This window comes from Streptomyces sp. NPDC048278, from assembly GCF_040652195.1.
Taxonomy (GTDB): Bacteria; Actinomycetota; Actinomycetes; order Streptomycetales; family Streptomycetaceae; genus Streptomyces.
In genome coordinates this window covers 313,267-332,745 of the sequence record NZ_JBEZLP010000005.1, presented here as the reverse complement: position 1 = coordinate 332,745, position 19,479 = coordinate 313,267, and the positions used below count along the sequence as shown (strand labels likewise).

At 71.2% G+C, this 19,479-nt stretch carries 19 protein-coding genes; 14 read left to right on the top strand and 5 right to left on the bottom strand.

Annotation, left to right across the window (positions count from 1 at the left end; translation table 11 throughout):
* Positions 1–14 precede the first annotated feature (14 nt).
* The 5 genes from AB0D74_RS12250 (at position 15) to AB0D74_RS12230 (ending at position 5,604) form a co-directional block, all read left to right on the top strand.
* Positions 15–1,022 carry an ABC transporter substrate-binding protein gene (locus tag AB0D74_RS12250; protein WP_362583848.1) on the top strand — a complete coding sequence of 336 codons (1,008 nt, stop codon included), beginning with the start codon at positions 15–17 and terminating at the stop codon, positions 1,020–1,022.
* Entirely contained in the window at positions 1,019–1,786 is a 768-nt protein-coding gene (locus AB0D74_RS12245; protein WP_362583845.1) for an ABC transporter permease, read from the top strand. The genes AB0D74_RS12250 and AB0D74_RS12245 overlap by 4 nt, the downstream gene beginning before the upstream one ends.
* Positions 1,783–2,616, top strand: a complete 834-nt coding sequence (locus AB0D74_RS12240) for an ABC transporter permease (RefSeq protein ID WP_362583842.1) — start codon at positions 1,783–1,785, stop codon at positions 2,614–2,616. Before AB0D74_RS12245 ends, AB0D74_RS12240 begins: the two co-directional genes overlap by 4 nt.
* Positions 2,613–3,422 carry an ABC transporter ATP-binding protein gene (locus AB0D74_RS12235; RefSeq protein WP_362583839.1) on the top strand — a complete coding sequence of 270 codons (810 nt, stop codon included), beginning with the start codon at positions 2,613–2,615 and terminating at the stop codon, positions 3,420–3,422. The genes AB0D74_RS12240 and AB0D74_RS12235 overlap by 4 nt, the downstream gene beginning before the upstream one ends.
* Positions 3,423–3,555: 133 nt before the next feature.
* Positions 3,556–5,604, top strand: coding sequence for a hypothetical protein (locus tag AB0D74_RS12230; protein ID WP_362583836.1), 2,049 nt, complete (start codon positions 3,556–3,558; stop codon positions 5,602–5,604).
* 198 nt (positions 5,605–5,802) lie between these two features.
* Here AB0D74_RS12230 and AB0D74_RS12225 read toward each other — a convergent pair whose 3' ends face one another.
* Complete coding sequence (locus AB0D74_RS12225) at positions 5,803–5,988, bottom strand: hypothetical protein (RefSeq protein ID WP_362583833.1); 186 nt, start codon at positions 5,986–5,988, stop codon at positions 5,803–5,805.
* A 107-nt stretch (positions 5,989–6,095) separates the two neighbouring features.
* Here AB0D74_RS12225 and AB0D74_RS12220 point away from each other — a divergent pair, with 107 nt between their 5' ends.
* From AB0D74_RS12220 to AB0D74_RS12195, 6 genes are all read left to right on the top strand, one after another.
* Positions 6,096–6,980 (top strand): fumarylacetoacetate hydrolase family protein, encoded by an 885-nt coding sequence (locus AB0D74_RS12220; RefSeq protein WP_362583830.1) that lies wholly within the window; start codon positions 6,096–6,098, stop codon positions 6,978–6,980.
* A gap of 7 nt (positions 6,981–6,987) precedes the next feature.
* Positions 6,988–7,806, top strand: a complete 819-nt coding sequence (locus AB0D74_RS12215; RefSeq protein ID WP_362583827.1) for a fumarylacetoacetate hydrolase family protein — start codon at positions 6,988–6,990, stop codon at positions 7,804–7,806.
* Positions 7,803–9,020 (top strand): amidohydrolase family protein, encoded by a 1,218-nt coding sequence (locus AB0D74_RS12210; RefSeq protein WP_362583824.1) that lies wholly within the window; start codon positions 7,803–7,805, stop codon positions 9,018–9,020. The genes AB0D74_RS12215 and AB0D74_RS12210 overlap by 4 nt, the downstream gene beginning before the upstream one ends.
* Positions 9,017–10,498: a carboxylesterase family protein gene (locus tag AB0D74_RS12205; RefSeq protein ID WP_362583821.1), complete on the top strand. Its 1,482-nt coding sequence runs from the start codon at positions 9,017–9,019 to the stop codon at positions 10,496–10,498. Before AB0D74_RS12210 ends, AB0D74_RS12205 begins: the two co-directional genes overlap by 4 nt.
* 25 nt (positions 10,499–10,523) lie before the next feature.
* Entirely contained in the window at positions 10,524–11,021 is a 498-nt protein-coding gene (locus AB0D74_RS12200) for a carboxymuconolactone decarboxylase family protein (RefSeq protein ID WP_362583818.1), read from the top strand.
* A gap of 122 nt (positions 11,022–11,143) precedes the next feature.
* Entirely contained in the window at positions 11,144–11,884 is a 741-nt protein-coding gene (locus tag AB0D74_RS12195; protein WP_362583815.1) for a GntR family transcriptional regulator, read from the top strand.
* 42 nt (positions 11,885–11,926) lie between these two features.
* Here AB0D74_RS12195 and AB0D74_RS12190 read toward each other — a convergent pair whose 3' ends face one another.
* A complete protein-coding gene (locus tag AB0D74_RS12190; protein ID WP_362583812.1) occupies positions 11,927–12,715 on the bottom strand; it encodes an SDR family oxidoreductase in 789 nt (262 codons plus the stop codon).
* A gap of 322 nt (positions 12,716–13,037) precedes the next feature.
* Here AB0D74_RS12190 and AB0D74_RS12185 point away from each other — a divergent pair, with 322 nt between their 5' ends.
* A complete protein-coding gene (locus AB0D74_RS12185) occupies positions 13,038–14,075 on the top strand; it encodes a formylglycine-generating enzyme family protein (protein ID WP_362583809.1) in 1,038 nt (345 codons plus the stop codon).
* A gap of 53 nt (positions 14,076–14,128) precedes the next feature.
* Positions 14,129–15,262: a VCBS repeat-containing protein gene (locus tag AB0D74_RS12180; protein ID WP_362583806.1), complete on the top strand. Its 1,134-nt coding sequence runs from the start codon at positions 14,129–14,131 to the stop codon at positions 15,260–15,262.
* A gap of 74 nt (positions 15,263–15,336) precedes the next feature.
* Here the strand turns inward: AB0D74_RS12180 and AB0D74_RS12175 are convergent, their stop codons facing one another.
* Positions 15,337–16,968, bottom strand: coding sequence for a multicopper oxidase domain-containing protein (locus AB0D74_RS12175; RefSeq protein ID WP_362583803.1), 1,632 nt, complete (start codon positions 16,966–16,968; stop codon positions 15,337–15,339).
* 223 nt (positions 16,969–17,191) lie between these two features.
* Entirely contained in the window at positions 17,192–17,845 is a 654-nt protein-coding gene (locus AB0D74_RS12170) for an N-acetylmuramoyl-L-alanine amidase (protein ID WP_362583800.1), read from the bottom strand.
* A 60-nt stretch (positions 17,846–17,905) separates the two neighbouring features.
* Here AB0D74_RS12170 and mnmA point away from each other — a divergent pair, with 60 nt between their 5' ends.
* The gene (gene mnmA, locus AB0D74_RS12165) at positions 17,906–19,042 is read left to right on the top strand and encodes a tRNA 2-thiouridine(34) synthase MnmA (RefSeq protein WP_362583797.1); all 1,137 of its coding nucleotides are present in this window, start codon (positions 17,906–17,908) and stop codon (positions 19,040–19,042) included.
* On the opposite strand, the gene AB0D74_RS12160 is transcribed toward mnmA, so the two are convergent.
* Complete coding sequence (locus AB0D74_RS12160; protein WP_362583794.1) at positions 19,018–19,344, bottom strand: DUF427 domain-containing protein; 327 nt, start codon at positions 19,342–19,344, stop codon at positions 19,018–19,020. The two genes, mnmA and AB0D74_RS12160, sit on opposite strands and share 25 nt — an antisense overlap.
* Positions 19,345–19,479: the final 135 nt, after the last annotated feature.

Genomic DNA, 19,479 nt, shown 5'->3' with positions numbered 1-19,479 from the left:
AGGAGAGCCGTTCCATGCACACTTCGAGAAACCCGCGGCGCCGCACCCTCGTCCTGCTGACCGCCCTGGCCGCCACCGTGTCGCTGACCGCCACCGCCTGCGGCGGCGACTCGGCCGCCGGCACCCAGACGGCCGACGGCAAGGCGAAGATCACCGTACTGCGTTCCAACGGCGCCATCTTCGAGCCGCTCTACATAGCCGAGCAGCAGGGCTACTTCAAGGACGCGGGCCTCGACGTCACCATCAAGGCCGGCGCCCAGGACACCTCGCAGAACGCGCCGTCCGTCCTCAACGGCGAGGCCCAGTTCGCGATGACGGACAGCTCGGGCTTCCTCAAGGGCGCGGCCTCGGGCATGGGCATCCGCATCGTCACCGGCCTCCAGTCCGCGACGACGAAGACCGACCCCACCGACGGACTCCTGGTGAAGAAGGACAGCAAGATCACGTCATTCAAGGACCTGGAGGGCAAGACCGTCGGCATCTCCGCGCTCGGCGGCACCATCCAGTTCATCTGCGAGTACCTGACCCAGCAGGCCGGCGGCGACCCCTCGAAGATCAAGTTCGTGGCGCTGCCCACGACTTCGCTGACCGACGCCGCCAAGTCCGGCAAGACGGACGCGGTGTTCTCCTTCGGCCCGTTCTACTTCGCCGCCAAGGACAGCGGGCTGCGCTCCCTCGGCAACGGCATGAACGACCTGCCCGGCATGGTCCAGGGCCTGCTCTTCGCCAGCCAGAAGTACCTGTCGGCCAACGGTGACACCGCGAAGAAGTTCATCGACGCCGTCGCCAAGGCCATCACCTACGCCGACGCCCACCCGGCCGCCGTCAAGGCCATCGACAAGAAGTACACCCAGGTCGACACCTCCTTCATCGACGCCCACGACATCAGCTACTACGACAAGAACCTCAACAGGACGATGATGCGCACGGTGATCACGAAGATGCACGAGTTCGGCCTGCTCGACAACGAGCCCAAGGACGCCGACGTGTACTGGGACCAGGCCCCCGTGGTGACCCGGTGAGGGTCCGCCTCCTCCAACTCGGCGCGCTCGCGGCCGTGCTGGCACTGTGGGCGCTGGTCGCGGCGGCGGGCCCGGTGAGTGCCACGGCACTGCCCGGCCCCGCCGCCGTGGCCGGCGCCCTCGGCGACCTGCTCGGCAGCGGGACGTACTGGAAGGCCGTCGGCGACACCCTGGACGGAGCGGTCATCGGGCTCCTGGTCGCCGTCGCCGTCGGCATCCCCCTCGGCCTGGTCACCGGGGTCTACGCGGCGGCCGAGGAGTCCTCCCGGCTGCTGGTGGAGATCCTGCGCTCCTTCCCGGTCATCGCCCTGCTCCCGGTGTTCCTGCTGGTCCTCGGCTCGACCCCGGGCATGAAGGCCACCGTCGTCTTCATCGCCTGCGTCTTCCCGATCCTGCTCCAGTCCCAGTACGGCGCCCGGAGCGTCACCCCGGCCGTCCACGAGACCGTGCACAGCTACCGCATCCCCCGCCTGCTCCGCTTCCGCCGGGTGATCCTGCCCGGCGCCGTCCCCTCCGTGATGACCGGCCTGCGTCTGGCCGCCACCACCTCCGTCCTGGTCGCCATCGGCGTCGAGGTGCTCACCACGCTCCCCGGCATCGGCCACATGATCATGGAGTCGCAGCAGGCCGGCGCCTCGGACCGGGCCTACGCCTACATCCTCACGGCGGGCGCGATCGGCTACTCGATCACCCTGCTCGCCCAGTACGCCGAACACCGGCTGCTGCGCTGGCGGCCCCCGGCGAGGGCGGGTGAGACGGCATGACCGTCCGCGCGGCGATCCGCCAACTCTGGCTCCCCGCCCTGGTCTTCGTGATCCTGCTGATCTCCACCGCGGGCAGCACCAGCTTCTACTTCCCGCCGCTCACCACGGTTTTGCACACCCTGTGGGACGAACTCGCGGGCGGCGGCCTCCTCGACGACCTCTGGTTCAGCCTCCGCAACATCGTGCTCGGCCTGGCCCTCGCCACCGTCGTCGGTGTCGGCGCGGGCCTGGTCATCGGCGAGGTCCGCACCCTGCGCCTGGCCCTCGGCCCGCTCCTCGACTTCGCCCGCGCCACCCCGACCGTCGGCTTCGTGCCGGTCATCATCCTCACCCTGGGCATCGGCTCGGGCCCCAAGGTCTTCCTGATCTTCCTCGGCTCGCTCTGGCCGATCCTGCTCAACACCGTCGCCGGGGTGGGCCAGATCAACCCCGCCGTGCACGAGACCGCCCGCGGCTACCGCGTCCCCTGGCACCTCCAGCTGCGCCGGGTGGTCCTGCCGGGCGCCCTCCCGCAGATCTTCGCGGGCATCCGCGTCGCCCTCTCCATCGCGGTCGTCCTGATGGTCGTCAGCGAGATCTACGGCTCCCCGATCGGCCTCGGCAACTTCATCCTGCAGAGCGGATCCAGCTTCCACGTCGCCGACACCTGGGCCGGCACCCTCCTCATCGGTGTCCTCGGCTACGGCCTGAGCGTGCTGCTCCTGCTCTGCGAGCACGCCCTCCTCGGCTGGTACCACCAGCGCGCCCCTCGGACCCGCCGCCCTCTGCCCACCATGTCCACCAAGCCCACCGAGCCCGTCGAGAAGAAGAGCAACGGAGTGGTCGTATGACCCGCGGATCCGTCCTCCACGTCGAGGACCTCTGCATGACGTTCGGCCAGGGCGGCCCACAGGAGCACCGGGTGCTCGCCGGACTCACCCTGCGGGTCGATCCGGGGGAGTCCGTGTGCATCGTCGGCCCCTCCGGCGCCGGCAAGACCACCCTGCTGCGCTGCCTCGCCGGACTCACCCCGCCCACCTCGGGCGCGGTCCGCTACGGCGACCAGCGGCTGACCGAGCCGCACGCCGACATCGCCGTGGTCTCCCAGGACTACCGCGGCTCCCTGCTGCCCTGGATGCGGGTGTGGGACAACGTGGCCTTCCCGCTCCAGGGGCGGGGCGTGAAGAAGGCGGCCCGCAAGGCCACCGCCCTGGAGTGCCTGGACGCCGTCGGCCTCGCGGACGTCGGCGACAAGTACCCCTGGCAGCTCTCCGGCGGCATGCAGCAGCGCGTCGCCATCGCCCGCGGCCTCGCCTACGACGCCCCGGTGCTGCTCATGGACGAGCCGTTCGGCTCGGTCGACGCGCAGTCCCGCTTCGACCTGGAGGACCTCACCCTCCAGCTGCGCCGCCGCCTCGGCATCACGGTCGTCGTCGTCACCCACGACATCGACGAGTCCGTCTATCTGGGCGACCGCGTGATCGTCCTCGGCGGCCGGCCCACCGCCGTACTCGACACCCTCACCGTGCCCTTCGGCACCGACCGCGACCAGCTCACCACCCGCGCCGACCCGCGCTTCGCGGAACTGCGCACGCGAGTGCTGGCCCGGATCCGCGGCGAGCGCCTCGACCAGGACGCCGCGCCCGCCCACAACTGACCCACCCCCCCACCGAGCAGGGAGGGCGTGCGCCCACGGGCGCCACGCCCGGCTCACCCCTGCCCGTGCCCCCCCGTGTCGCCGCACGGCGATGCCCCCTGCCCGAAAACACCGGAAGACAAAGGAGTTCACAGTGCTGCCCACCGACAACCGGACGGACCACGAGGACACCACCTCCACCTCCGCGTCCGACCTGCTCGACCGGCCGATCGCCAACCGGGCCCGTCCCCGCGCCCTCATCATCGCGGTGGCCGCCGCCTTCGCCCCCACCCTGCTCGCCCCGGCCACCGCGCAGGCCGCCGGCCGCAAGAACGGCAAGGGCAAGGGCGCCAAGGCCGACACCTGCATCACCGTCGGCTCGGACGAGACCCTGACCCTCACCGAGACCACCACCGCGACCTGCCTGACCATCGAGGAGGGCGGCACCATCGCCGTCCCCGACGGCTACAGCCTCTCCCTCACCGTCAACGGCGTCGAGACCGGCAGCGAACTCGCCGCCCTCACCGACGGGAACGGCGGCGTCGCCACCGCCATCGCGGCCGGCACCTACACCGGCACCATCGTCCTGAACGTCGCCGAGGCCACCGACGTCACCTACTCCACCCTCACCTTCCCCTTCCGCCAGGCGATCTACGTCGACGCCGACGGCGTGGACGAGTCCAAGTCCGTCCCCTCCGACGTCGTGGGCGGCACCGTCACCGACACCGCGGCCTCCGGCATCACCCTGCTCTCCAACGCCGAGGCCTTCAACGGCGTCTACGTCGCCGGCGGCGGCAGCTACACCCTCACCGACCCGACCATCGCCTTCGACGGCAACGGCCGCTGCGACTTCGTCGGCTACGGCGCCTCCGTCGTCGGCACCGGCTCGGGCACCACCCTCGTCCTCGACGGCGCGAACATCAACAACGTCGGCGTGGTCCGTACGGCCGTCATCGCCGACGCCACGGCCAACGTGATCGTCAAGAACTCCACCATCAGGTGCGCCGACGGCGTCGTCCCCGACGAGTACCCGTCCGCCGGCACCGGCGACACCCGCTACATGATCACCGTGCCGTGGATGCTGGGCATCTCCGGCAACGTCCGCGCCACCAACCTGCTCGGCGCCAGCACCAAGGCGACGTACATCAACTCCTCCATCTCCTCGGAGAAGTGGGGCGCCCTGTCGGTCGACGGCGGCAGCTACTGCACCCTCACCGCGATCAACAGCACCATCGCCAACACCGGCGGCGAGGGCTACGGCAGTTACGCGATCGGCAACGTCACCGAGCACTTCCTCGGCTGCACCTTCGACGTCGGCGACTACGCCCTGATCCACTGGGGCGCCTCGGCACACTACGGCGACAGCACCGCCGACGCGGTCTCGGACCTCAACGACTCCCTCTCCCTCGGCCTCACCTCCGCCGAACTCGGCGCCCTCCCAGTCCAGTCGACCACCATCGACGCCGGCCGCTTCATGGTCATGTGGTACGCGGCGGGCTCGGTCGCCATCGACGGCGGCACCCAGGTCAACACCGGCGAGACCACGTTCATGTGCAAGGCCGTCGCCGGCACGGTCACCGTCGACGGCTCCGACGGCGCCACGATCACCACGGGCAACGGCGTCCTGTTCCAGCTCATGGACACCGACCGCCCGAGCAGCGTCACGGTCTCCGGCAAGGCCTGGTCCAGCGAGACGACCGGCACCTACACCGAGCCGACCGGCTCCCCGGCCAAGTCCTCCAGCTGGACCACCACCAGCTCCCAGTCCACCGACGCGAAGGGCACCTTCACCGACATCGCCCTCACCGGCGACTTCTACAACTCCGTCTGGGGCGGCGGCAACGCCAGCCTCCAAGGCCAGAACCTCACCCTCTCCTTCACCCGCACCACGGTCGAGGGCGTGATCTCCGCGAGCACGGCCAAGCACAGCGTCTCCACCATCACCAAGACCGAGTACCGCCAGATCAGCGAGGTCACCAACACCCCGAGCGCGGTGGTCAACAACGGCGTCCTGGTGACCCTGGGCGCCGGCTCGACCTGGACGGTCACCGGCACCTCGTACCTGAGCGCCCTGACCCTGGCGTCGACGGCGGCGATCGAGGCCCCGAGCGGAAAGACCGTCACCCTCACGGTCGACGGCACCGCCACCACCATCACCGCCGGCAAGAGCTACACGGGCGCCCTCACCCTGACGGTGTCGTAAACAGACCAAGAGACAAGGGCCGGCCCCCGGGGATGGATGCGAACCGAATCCCGGGGGCCGGAGCTTTTCCATTGAGGTGCTCGAGCTTTTCGATCGGGGCGAGGAGTCCTACCCAGGGGCGCGGGGCTGTGTTGAATTTGCGGCTACCGCCGCGTGGGCGCGACCAGCCCCCACCCACCCGCACCCAACCCACAACCTCTACGCCCCAATCATGTTGTATCCCCCGTCAGCCACCAAGAAGCCACCTGTGATGTGCCCGGCATCCTCGGTCGCCAAGAACAGCGCGGCCCCGGCGTCCGCGAGCGCGCCCGCGACCTGTGTCCCGATCCCGCCGGCTCCGGCGACCAGCGCCCTCGTTCCCGTGAAGTCCCAAGTCGTCCGCATGGATCGGACGGTAGGTCACCGCACCGATATGTGTCCACACTTGGTGCATCTATTGACGATGAAGCGGACTCAGGAGAGGCTGTCTGTCGACAGTTTAGGGAGGTCTGATGAAACTGGTGACGTTCGACGGCGGCCCGGACCGCGGACTGGTGGGCCGGCTCGACGGGGACACCGTCGTGGAACTGGACGTGCCCTCCACCCGTGCGTACTTCGAGCGCGAGGGCCAAGTGGGCGAGACCGGACGGACGTTCGCGCTCGCCGACGTCCGGCTCCGCGCCCCGATCGTGCCGAAGAAGTTCTTCCACACCGCCGGCAACTTCCGTGAGCACCACGAGGACCTGGTCCGGGTGGACTGGTCCCACCCGGTCAACAAGGGCATCGTGTTCTTCCAGAACGTGGACGCGATCATCGGCCCGGACGAGCCGATCGTGTACCCGGCGAACCTCACCCGGGAACTGGACTACGAACTCGAACTCGCCATCGTCATCGGCAAGCCGGGCCGGTTCTTCTCCGCCGAGCAGGCCGTCGAGCACATCGCGGGCTATGTGGTCTTCAACGACATCACCGCACGCGACATCCAGCGCCGGGAGATGGAGTCGGGGGTCTTCTCCTTCTCCAAGGCGATCGAGACCTTCTGCCCGGTCGGCCCGTACATCGTCACCGCCGACGAGATCGACGACCCGCACGCCCTGGACATGGAGCTGCGCGTCAACGGCGACGTCCGGCAGAAGTCCGACACCGGCCGGATGTCGGTCTCCATCCCGCAGCTGGTCGCCTACCACTCCCCGCAGACCTACAGCGCGGGCGACCTCGTCACCACCGGCACCATCGCGGGCGTGGCCGCGAGCACCGAGGACCCGTTCGCCAACTACCTCAAGCCCGGCGACGTCGTCGAGGCCGAGATCGAGGGCCTGGGCGTGCTGCGCAACCCGGTGGTCTCCTGGGCCGAGGCCTACGGGGAGCAGGAACCGCCCGCGGAACAGTGGGTGTGATCGCGGCATGCGCATCGCACGACTCGCCGGCCGACCCGTCCTGCTGACCCCCGAGGGCGTCATCGACATCCCCGACTCCCTCGGCGCCGACCTCTTCGCCCGCTGGGACGACCTGCGCCGCTGGTCGGCCGCGGCGACCGGCGCCCGCCCGTACGACGAGTCCGACCTGGAGCCCCCGGTACCGGACCCCCGCCAGATCTTCGCCGTCGCCCTCAACTACCGCCCGCACACCGCCGAGGCGGGCTACGAGGAGCCCGAAGTCCCGCTCGTGTTCACCAAGTTCGCCACCTGCCTCACCGGCCCGTACACCACGGTCACCCTCCCGCCCGGCCATGTCGACTGGGAGCTGGAACTGGTCGCGGTCATCGGTCACGAGGCCCACCAGGTGCCCGAGGAGAAGGGCTGGGACCCGGTCGTCGCCCTCACCGTCGGCCAGGACCTCTCCGAGCGGATCAGCCAACTCGCGGGAAAACCGGCCCAGTTCTCGCTCGGCAAGTCCTACCCGGGGTTCGGTCCCGTCGGTCCCGCGCTCGTCAGCCTGGACGAGCTCGACGACCCCGACGACCTGGAGCTGACCTGCGAGCTGAACGGAGAGACCGTCCAGCACGACCGCACCGCCGACATGATCTTCCCGGTTCCCCGACTGGTCGCCCACCTCAGCCGGTTCTGCACCCTCCTCCCCGGCGACCTGATCTTCACCGGCACCCCGGCGGGCGTCGGCAACCGCCGGGTCCCGCAGCGCTTCCTGACCCCGGAAGACGAACTGGTCAGCAGGATCGGGGGAGTCGGCGAGATGCGCCACCGCTTCTGGAGGCCGCGGACATGACCGTTCTCTTCACCGACGTCCACGTCTTCGACGGCACCGGACGCGACCCGGTCCCCGCGCAGGTCCTGGTCGAGGGCAACCGCATCACCGCGGTCGCCGACCGCGTCCCGCGCGACCTGGCCGCCGAGGCCCGGGTGTTCGACGGAGGCGGCGGCACCCTGCTCCCCGGACTCGTCGACGCCCACACCCACCTCGGCTTCGGCTCCACCGTCGAGCACCTCTCCCGGCGCCGCGACGAACCCGCCGAGGAGAAGGCCCTGCTCGTCGCGCACGCCGGCCGGGTCCTCCTCGATCACGGCATCACCAGCGCCTACTCCGGCGGCAACCGGCTGCCCGGCACGGAGGTCGCCGCCCGCAAGGCCTTCGCCGAGGGCTGGATGCCGGGCCCCCGCCTCAAGGCCGCCTCCTGGGAGGGCAGCGCCGGCATGGTCGAGCCCGGCGTCTACGACTTCCCCGGCACCGACCACCGCGCCTCCGACCCGGAGTCGGTGGCCCGGTTCGTCGCCGACATGGCCGAACTCGGCGTCGACATCGTCAAGTTGTCCCTCTCCGGCGAGAGCGCCGTCGTACAGGGCACCTCCCGGATCGTGCAGTTCACCGACGAGGAGGTGGCCGCCGCCGCGTACACCGCCGAGAAGCACGGCGTCTGGCTCACCGCGCACGCCCACGCGGCCGAGTCGATCAAGATGGCCGTACGGCACGGCATCCGCGCCGTCTACCACTGCACCTTCGCCGACGAGGAGGCCCTCGACCTCCTCCAGGGCGCCCGCGACCGGATCTTCGTCGCCCCGACCCCCGGCATCATCCACGCCAACCTCCACGAGGCCGACAGCGAACCCGAGCCCGGCATGGAGGTCGAGGCCACCCGGGACGCCGTCCGCGCGGTCGTACCCGAACTCGTGGCCCGGGGCATCCGGGTCGTCCCCGGCGGCGACTACGGCTTCGCCTGGAACCCGGTCGGCCGCAACCTGCGGGACCTGGAGCTGTTCGTGGACTGGTTCGGGTTCACCCCGGCCGAGGCGCTGCGCGCGGCGACCGGGTACGGCGGCCAGGTCATGGGGATGGGCGAGGAACTCGGGCTGGTCCGGGCGGGGTACCTCGCGGACCTGGTGCTGGTCGACGGCGACCCGCTGGTCGACATCCGGATCCTCCAGGACCGCGACCGGCTGCGGGTGATCATGAAGGACGGCGTGCTGCACAAGGCGGCCGGGTGATCAGGGCACATCCGGGCGGCGGCCGGCTGGCGGGGGAGTACGACGGCGAGGTGGCCGTCTTCCGGGGCGTCCCCTTCGCCGAACCACCCGTCGGGGAGCTGCGCTGGCGGCCCCCGCGCCCCGCCGCGTCCTGGGACGGCCAACGCCGGGCCGACACCTTCGGCCCGGCCCCCCTACAGCCCCAGCCGCCCCGCGACTCGATCATGTACCACACCAACTTCGCCGACCGGCGGGCGCTGGTGATGAGCGAGGACTGCCTCTACCTGAACGTCTGGACCCCGGATCCGGCCCCCGCCGCCCGGCTGCCCGTGATGGTCTGGGTGCACGGCGGCGGCAACCGCTACGGGCACGGCGGCCAGGAGATCCACCACGGCCGCTCGCTGGCCCGGCGCGGCCTGGTCGTCGTCACCCTCAACCACCGGCTCGGCGCCCTCGGCTTTCTCGCCCACCCGGAACTCGCCGCCGAGGACGACCTCGGCGCCTCCGGCAACTACGGGGTGTTGGACATCGTCGCCGCCCTCACCTGGGTGCGGGAGAACATCACGGCGTTCGGCGGCGACCCCGACCGGGTCACCCTCGCCGGCAACTCGGCCGGCGCCGCCCACATCTGCCACCTCATGGCCGCACCGGCCGCCCGGCATCTCTTCCACGCGGCGATCGGCCAGAGCGCCTCCGGCATCGGCCGGGCCGAGGGCCCCCTCCCGGACCAGGCCGCCGCACAGAAGCAGGGGCTGCGCTGGGCGGCGGACCGTGACCTCGGCGTCCTGCGCCGCCTGGACGGCGTCGAACTCGTCCTCAAGGGCCACTTCGGGCCGGTCGTCGACGGCCGCGTCCTCACCGAACCGAGCGACGACGTCTTCGGCTCCGCCCGCCAGCACCCCGTACCGCTCCTCGTCGGCACCAACGACGACGAGGGCTCGGTGTACGCCTCGCTGGACATCCTGCGCCGGCTGCCCGTCGAGCCCGGCACGGACGCGGTGTACCCGCTGCGGGACGGCGACGAAGCCCGCCGTACGGCACGGCGTTTCACGGGCGAGAGCCGGTTCAGCTATCCGGTCTGGCACTGGGCGCGGACCCACGCGGCCCGCGCGCCCACCTGGATGTACCGCTTCGCCCGGACCCCTCCGCTGCCCCCCGGTCTCCCGCTGGCCCCGCCCCGGGACGGCCTCCCCGGCTACGGCGTCCATCACACCGCCGAACTCCCCTACGTCCTCGACACCTTGACGGCCCGCGCCTGGCCGTGGACGGACGCCGACCGCGAACTCGCCCGCACCATGGCCGACACCTGGGCCCGCTTCGTCACCGACCACGACCCGGGCGGGGGCACGCTGCCCGCCTGGCCGCGGTTCACGGGCGAGGAGGCGATGGTGTTCGGAGACGGCACCGCGGCGACCGGTCGGGCCGGTCAGGTCGGTCCGGTCGACCGGCTCGACGCCCTGCGGCTGCTGGACCGCGTTCCCCGCCCCCTGCTCGACTGACACCCCTCCGAACGGAAGGAACCCCATGGCACGACTCCCCGACACCGAGGGCAGCGGCGAGATCGCCGACCGGGTCCGCGCCCGCCGGGGCGGCAGCCTGCATCCGCTCGACCGGATGCTGCTGCACTGCCCGCCGGTGGCCGACGGCTGGAACAGCCTGCTCGGTGCCGTACGGGAGCGGATGTCACTGCCCGCCGACCTCCGTGAACTGGTCGTCCTGCGGATCGCGGTCCTCAACCGGGCGCCGTACGAATGGCAGGCGCACGAGCCGCACGCCCGGCGGGCCGGGCTCGGTGACCGGGAGCTGGCCGAAGTCCGCAAGGAGAAACCGGAGTTCGATGACCGGACCGCGCGGGTCGTCGCCTACACCGATGCGATGACCCGCGATGTCCGCGTTCCCGACGAGCTGTTCGACGCCCTGCGGGCCGACTTCGACGAGACCGGACTCGTCGAACTGACGGCGACCGTGGCGGTGTACAACATGGTGTCCCGGTTCCTGGTCGCCCTGGACATCCAGCCCTAGGTGGCTGTCGACAGACTGCCGTAGAACGATGTTCTGGGCGGCGTCGGAGTGCGATAGTGTCGACACCGATGGATCCGCTGTGAACCCGGCACCGGGCCGGGCACGGACCGGGAGGCCGCCGGATGACCGATCAGGACACGCATGTCGTGCTCGCCCGCCTGCTGCGGCTGCGGGACCGGCGGGAGCCGTTGGTCGCGCAGATCGCCGAGTGGGTGGGCGCCGGGATCATCGAGGGCCGGCTCGCGGCCGGCCAGGACCTCAACAGCGTCGACCTGTCACGCAGGTTCGACACCAGCCGTACCCCCGTGCGCGAGGCACTGATGGTCCTCGAACAGGAGGGCCTGGTCGAGATGAAGGCGCGCCGCAGGCCCCGGGTCGCCGCACCCTCCCTCCAGGACATCCGGGACATCTACCAGGTCCGGCGGCAGCTTCTGTCGATGCTCGCCGCCCTGCTGGTCGAGCGGGCCTCCGACGGCGAGATCGCCGAACTGCGCGGCCGGGTGGAGAAGATGCGCGGGCTCGCCGACGAGGGCGACGTGGACGCGTACTTCTGGGGCCATGTGCAGCTCCAGGAGCGGATGACCGAGATCGTCGGCAACGCCACCCTCAAGCAGATCCTCGACTCCCTTGCGCTGCGCACCCTCATGCTCCGCCACCTCAGCCTGACCCGCCCCGGCCGCCTCGCCTACAGCGTCGACGACCAGGAGCGGCTGATGCAGGCCTGCGAGGAGCGCGACGGCGAGCTGGCGTCCGCGCTGATCGCGGGGGCGACGGTGCGGGCGCTGCGCTCGGTGGAGGAGCAGATCCAGGAGCAGGAGGCCGGCCGCAAGCCGGCACGCCGACGGCGCACCCCGTCGACGTGACGGCCCGCGAGGCCCCCGGGGCTGGCCCGGGGGCCCGCCGTCTCACTTCGCCAGCACCCCGCCGTCCACCGGGAAGTTCCCGCCGGTGACCCACGCGGACTCGTCGGACGCCAGGTAGACCGCGCACCAGGCGATGTCCTCGGGCCTGCCGACCCTGCCCAGCGGGATCCGGGCCAGCAGGGCCGCCCGGGCGGCGCCCTCGTGCGCGCCTGCCGACTCGGTGGCCGGGGTGCGGACCATGCCGGGGGAGATGGTGTTGGCCCGGATCCCGGACGGGCCGCCCTCCACGGCCAGCTGCCGGGTCAGTCCGAGCACCGCCGACTTGCCCGCGCAGTGCGCGACCATGCCGAAGGTGCCGCTGCCCCGGAAGGCGTTCACCGAGGCGAAGTTGACGATCGAGCCGCCGCCGGACGCCAGCAGGTGCGGCCAGGCCGCCCGGACCGGCAGGAAGACCACGTCGACCTCGCCGCGCAGGGTCGGCGTCCACTGCGCGTCGAAGTCCATCTCCGCCGCGCTCGCCATGTGCGGGGCGATCGCGCCGGCCGTCACCAGCACGTCGATCCGGCCGTACCGCTCCTGCGCCGAGTCCGCGAACTGCCGGGCGTCCGCCGGGACCGTCATGTCCAGCGGTGCCATGACGTCGATCTTCACCCCGCGCTCTGCGGCGAGTTCGCGGGTGCGTTCGGCCGCGCCCGGGTCGATGTCGCAGCCGACCACGGTGGCGCCCTGCTCGGCGAAGAGCAGCGCACAGCCCTGCCCGATCCCCGCGCCCGCGCCGGTGACGAGGGCGACCTTGCCGGTCAGTCGTTGTCCGGTCCGTGGCTCGGTCATGACGTTCTCCTCGTCGCGTGGGGAGGTCTTCCGCTAAGTGTCTAGTGTCGACAGTAAGGCGCGGTCAAGAGGTCCACAGTCATTCACAGCGCAAGGTGTCGACACTGTGCCCTTCTTCGGGCAGACTGCGGGCTCAACGGGAAAGGCCGCGCATCCGGCGCGGAACCTGTGCGTGCGCGTCCAGACAAGTCACAGGCCGGCAAGAGCCACGGCAAAGGCGCGCACTTTACGTTCCGTTGAACGGCCGGTCACGCGGTGCGCTGCCCCCCTGAACGCCACGTGACCGGCCTCCCCAGTCATCGAGTCGACGGAGGGCCGCCCCATGACCGTCGTACCACCGCACCAACAGCCGCTAGGCAGGCGGAAACTGTTCCGGATCGCCGGCGCGGGAGCCGTCGCGTCGCTGCTCGGCGCGGCTCCGGCCGTGGCCGCGGCGGACTCGGTGTCCGTCGCCGGGCAGACCCTGGTGTCCGCCCCCGCGGACCCGGACTTCGTGTTCACCGCAGACCTGTCCAACACCACGGGCGCGGGCGAGGCCTCGCCGATCGCCGCGCCCTACTGGCTGGGGGCCTACCAGGTCACCAACGCCCAGTACGCGGCCTTCCTCGACGACAACCCGAACGCCGGGTACACGGTCCCCTCGTACTGGGACGACGGCACGGTCCCGGCCGGCAAGGAGCAACACCCCGTGCTCCAGGTCGCGCTGGCGGACACCGGGGCCTTCTGCGACTGGCTCACCGGGCAGGCCGACGGCTGGACCTTCCGGCTGCCGACCGAGGCCGAGTGGGAGAGCGCGGCCCGCGGCCCCGACTCCTACGCCTACCCCTGGGGAGACACGGCCGGGACGACCTACACGGACTCCGTGCTCACCAGCAGGTACAACTACAACGCGGTCTGCGCCGCGTACTATCTCGCCGACTACGGCTCGGTCGAGGCTACTTACGACGAACCGGACTCCACCCGGTACGGCGAGAGCGAGCCGGTCTCCGAGATCCTCACCGTCTCCGCAACCGGCGGGGTGACCGGCTGGATCTACCACGACACCTGGACCGGGTTCGTCTACACCGACCTCTTCGACGCGCTGATGGCGACCGGCGGACTCACCTCGGCCGTGGGCGCCTACGCGGACGGCGTCAGCGTGTACGGCGCCTACGACATGGCCGGCAACTGCTTCGAGTGGACCTCCAGCGTCGTCACGGCCACCAACGGCCAGGAGGCCGGACTGGACGTCAACGCGGTGCGCGGCGGCTCCTGGTACGCGACCCTGCGCAGCTGCACCACCCACTACCGCGGCGAGGGCCGGGACGGCAGCGGCGGCTACCCGACGGTGGGCTTCCGCGTCGCCGCCGACCAGAGCTGAGCCATGCGGACCCGGACATCGGTCAAGTCCCTTGAGACGAGAGGCGGTACGGCATGACCCGGCACACCTCCCTGCGGATCGCCGCGGCCGGCGGGCTGCTTCTGGCCGGCACGCTGCCCGCGCTCCCCGCCGTGGCCGCCGACGCGGCCGTCTGCGTCCCGTCGTACACCCTGACCGGCTCGGCCGCCGCCGGCACCAACACCCGGCACGTCGTCGCCGCCGACCTCGACGGCGACGGTGCGGCGGACGTGGTCGCGGCCAACCTCGACGCCGACTCGGTGACCGTGCTGCCCGGCGACGGGGACGGGACGTTCGCGGCGGGCAGCACGTATGCGGTGGGGACCCGGCCGTACCAGACCGTGGTCGCCGACTTCGACGGCGACGGGTATCCGGACCTCGCGACCGCCGACTTCGGCGGGGCCCAGGTGAGTGTCCTGCTCCACTCCGGTGCCGGCACCTTCGGTACGGCCACGGCGATCGACGTCTCCGGGTCGCCGCGGGCGCTGGCCACGGGGGACCTGAACGGCGACGGCCTGGCCGACCTGGTGGTCGCCGAGCAGCGGACCAGCACCGTGCGGGTGCTGCTCGGCGACGGGGACGGCACCTTCACCGACGCCGGCCAGACCGCCACCGGAAGCCAGCCGCACGGTGTCGTCGTCGGTGACTTCGACGGCGACGGCCATGCCGACGTGGCCACGGCGAGCGTCGGCAGCGCGGGGGTGAGCGTGCTCCTCGGCGACGGCACCGGAGCCCTGGGCACCGCCACCGGGTACGCCACCACCGCCCGCCTCTACTCCCTCGCCGAGGGCGACTTCGACGGCGACGGCAGCCTGGACCTGGCCGCGGTGAGCAACGGCGCCGACACCCTGGACGTGCTGCCGGGCAACGGCGACGGCACCTTCGGTACGGCCACCACCTACGGCACGCCCGCGCTGCCGGTCGCCGTGGGCGCCGCCGACCTGGACGGGGACGGCACCACGGACCTGCTGGTCTCCTCGCTGAAGGGGAACTCGGTCACGCCGTACACGGGCGCCACCGACGGCACCCTCACCGAGCTGACCGACGTGCCCGCCACCGGCGCCTACGACGCGACGGCGGCAGACCTGGACGGCAACGGCGTCCGCGACCTCGTGGTGGCGGACAGCACGGACGGCCGGGTCGACGTGTTCCGGGGGATCTGCCAGTGACCGGAACCTCACGAACGGCTGCCGCCGGCACTTCCACTGCCGGCGGCAGCCTGCTCAGGAGGCCCGGGCGGCGGCTAGCTGTCCGTGACCATGAGGGACGCCATCATGCCCTCGTCCTCGTGCTGCAGCAGATGGCAGTGGAGCATGTACATGTAGGTGTCGTCGGAGAAGTCCGTGAACTCCATGGCGATCTCGATCGAGCCGCCGCCGACCACCTCGTACGTGTCGTACCAGCCGAGTTCGACACCGGTCGGATCCTCGCCGTTGATGGAGATCAGCTGGTACGGCACGTCGTGCAGGTGGAACGAGTGCTCCAGCTGCGTGCTGTTCTTGATCGTCCAGATCTCCTTGGACCCCAGCGTCGTGCTGATCATGGCCATGGAGGACATGCTCGTGCCGGCCGAGCCGTTGATCAGCATGGTGGCACCGGACTGGCCGAGGGTGATGGTCCGCGCGGTGAAGTCGCTGGTGTCGTACCGGTCGATGGTCCGCAGCGAGCTGGGCAGGTCGTCCGGGGTGTCGGTGCCGCTCGCGGTGACGGCCAGGAAGTCGTACGTGCCGCTGCCGCCGCGCACCCAGCCGGTGGTGACGACCGCCTGGAGGGTGACGTCGTCCGACATGTCCATCACCATCTCGGCGCGGGCGCCGGCCACCAGCCGGATGGTGGTCACGTCCGCCGCCTCGGCCAGGTAGCCCTGGTCGGTGGCGATCTGGGTCATCGTGCCGCCGTCGCTGCGCTGGATCGTGATGATGTCCGACGGCGAGGCGTTGAGCAGCCGGAACCGGGTCCGGGTCTTGGTCGCGGTGAAGGTGAGGGTGGTGTCGTCGACGTTGGTGCCGTTGACCAGCAGCGGGTAGCTCAGGCCGCTGCTCAGGTAGCCGGTGAGGTCGTACTTGATGTCGCCGGAGCTGTCGACGGCCAGACACTGGAAGATCAGCGGGATGTCGTCCGTGCCGTAGGTGCTGGGCAGGTCGGCGCTGGTGGTGTCGGAGCTGTCCTCGACGATGATCATGCCGGCCAGGCCGTGCACCGCCTGCTTCGCCGTCGTGCCCAGCGCGTGCGGGTGGTACCAGAGCGTCATCGGCTCGTCCTTGACCGTGAAGGTCGGCGACCAGGTCTCCCCGTCGGCGAACGCGACCTGCGGACCGCCGTCCATCTTGGCCGGGACGTGCGCGCCGTGGAAGTGGACCGTGGTGTCCTCGCCCAGGCTGTTGGTGATGTTGAGGACGTTGACGTTGCCCTTGGTCCACTTCATGGTCGGGCCGAGGAACGACTGGTTGTAGCCGGCGGTGGTGCTGGTGACACCGCTGAGCACCTCGGCGCTGCCGGTCTTCGCCTCCAGGGTGAAGGTGGTGGTGCTGTCGGAGGTGGTGCCCTCCAGGAGGTCGGGGACGGTCAGGGTGGCGGTGTTGGTCGCCGCGCCCGCCTTGTTGCCGCTCGCGTCGGTCAGCAGGGCGAAGGTCGCGCCGCCCGCGGCGACGGCGCCCAGACCGACCCCGGCCATGCCGCCGAGGAACTTCCGCCGGTGAACGCCCTTGCCGCGCTTGGCCGTTCCCTCCTTGGAGTGCTCGGCGTCCGTGACGCGCTCCGCCTTGGTGTGCTCGGCCTTGGCGTGGTCCGCGCCCTTGGCCCGGCGGCGCCTGCCGCCGGTGACCTGCTCTTCGTTCCTGTCCGCCCCGGAGGCGGGATCTGTGGTGTGGGTCATGGCCCCGGATGTTTGACCTGGGGACTGTGTGAAATCTGAGGCGAAGTTAGGAGCGAACCTGCCCGACTGTGAGGCGGCCGTGGACGCTGATAATGCTTAACTCCCTTGCGGAAAGGCTGAGTTGAGCAGATGCAGCTAGCGCCCCGGGTGCGGGACGCAACGGACACAGGCGGCGTGCAGCACAGGCACAGGATAACGATTAAGTCACAGGTGGAACCCGGGGTCAGGCCTGTCCGACACGCCGAACAAGCCCCATGTAGCGATCCCAGTCCCAGTGCTTCCCGGGATCGGTGTGATCCGTCCCCGGCACCTCCACGTGTCCGATCACGTGCTCGCGGTCCACGGCCATCCCGTACCGCCGGCATATCGCGGCCGTCAGCCGCGCCGAGGCCGCGTACATCGCGTCCGTGAAGTCCTCCGGGCGGTCCACGAACCCCTCGTGCTCGATCCCGACACTGCGCTCGTTGTACGACCTGTTCCCCGCGTGGAACGCCACGTCCAGCTCGCGGACCAGCTGGGTGACCCGCCCGTCCTTGCGCACGATGTAGTGCGCCGCCGCCTGGTGCGCCGGATCCTGGAAGGCCTTCACCGCGCTCGCGTAGCCGCCCTGGGTGACATGGACGACCACCCGGTCGACCGGGTAGTCGGACGGCCGGTCCGCCGTCCGGTAGTTCGCCGGGGACGCCGCCACCCAGCGCGCCCCCGTGAAGTCCACCGCGCCCGCCACGCGCGCCTTCTGCACCCCCGGCAGCCGCCAGTACAGCCGCGCCAGCTCGTCCCTGGTCAGCGCCACCGTGCCCGCGGCGGCCACCGCCCCGCCGATCAGCAGCGCCCGCCGCCCGAGCCTGCGGTCACCGTCGTCCGTTCTCGCCCCCATGTGATCCCCAACGGATACTCGCGGGCCCCGGTTCCCGCGCCCCCTTACCCTGGAGGGGCTATGACTGACACCCCGCAGCGCACCCGCCCCCTCCGCGTCCTCGCCGCCATGTCGGGCGGCGTGGACTCCGCCGTCGCCGCCGCCCGTGCGGCCGAGGCCGGCCACGACGTCACCGGCGTCCACCTCGCCCTCTCCGCGAACCCGCAATCCTTCCGCACGGGCGCCCGGGGCTGCTGCACCATCGAGGACTCCCGCGACGCCCGCCGCGCCGCCGACGTCATCGGCATCCCGTTCTACGTCTGGGACCTCGCCGACCGCTTCCGCGAGGACGTCGTCGAGGACTTCGTCGCCGAGTACGAGGCCGGCCGCACCCCCAACCCGTGCCTGCGCTGCAACGAGAAGATCAAGTTCGCGGCCCTGCTCGACAAGGCCCTCGCGCTCGGCTTCGACGCCGTCTGCACCGGCCACTACGCGAAGGTCGTGACGCTCCCCGACGGCTCCCGGGAGCTGCACCGCGCCTCCGACATGGCGAAGGACCAGTCGTACGTCCTCGGCGTCCTGGACGAGCGGCAGCTCGCCCACGCCCTCTTCCCGCTCGGCGACACCCTCACCACCAAGGACGAGATCCGCGCCGAGGCCGAGCGCCGGGGCCTCGCGGTCGCCAAGAAGCCCGACTCGCACGACATCTGCTTCATCGCCGACGGCGACACCCAGGGCTTCCTCGCGAAGCGGCTCGGCAAGGCCGAGGGTGACATCGTGGACGAGTCCGGCGCCAAGGTCGGCACCCACGAGGGCGCGTACGGCTTCACCATCGGCCAGCGCAAGGGCCTGCGCATCGGCCACCCCGCCGCCGACGGCAAGCCGCGCTACGTCCTCGACATCTCGCCGGTCGACAACACGGTGACGGTCGGCCCGGCCGCGTCCCTCGACGTCACCGGCCTCACCGCGATCAAGCCCCGCTGGTGCGGCACCGCCCCCACCGCCCCCGGCGTCTACACCGCCCAGCTCCGCGCCCACGGCGGCGAGACCGAGGTGAGCGCGGAACTGGTCGACGGCGACCTGCGCGTCACGTTCACCGAGCCGGTCCGCGGCGTCGCCCCCGGCCAGGCGATCGTCCTGTACGACGGCACCCGCGTCGTCGGCTCGGCGACGATCGCCTCGACCGTCCGGCGTCAGCCGGTGACCTCGACCTCGTAGAAGCAGAGGTGGTCCTTGATCCGGGCGACGTCGGTCTTCGGCTCCGGGTACGCCCAGACCAGGTCCGGCGCGTCCGGCAGGGACCAGTAGGAAGCGGTCCCCTTGAAGGGGCAGACGGTGTGCGTCTCGGAGGGCGTGAGGAGGTCGAGCCGGACGTCCTCGGCGGGGATGTAGTAGCGCACGGGCGACCCGGTCTCCCGCAGCACGAGAGGCCGATCGCTCTCGGCGAGAACGAGGTCCCCGTGCGTGACGCGAACATGCTGCTGAGACTGCTCGATGGTGATCGTGTGTCCAGAGGCCATGTAAGGGTGACGCCGCTGGACGCCTACTTGTTCCCGCCGCTCGGTGGAGCGCCCCTTCAGGGGCGCGGGGCTGTATTCGATGTGCGGCTACCGCCGCGTGGGCGCGACCAGCCACAACGTACCCGCAGCCGCCAA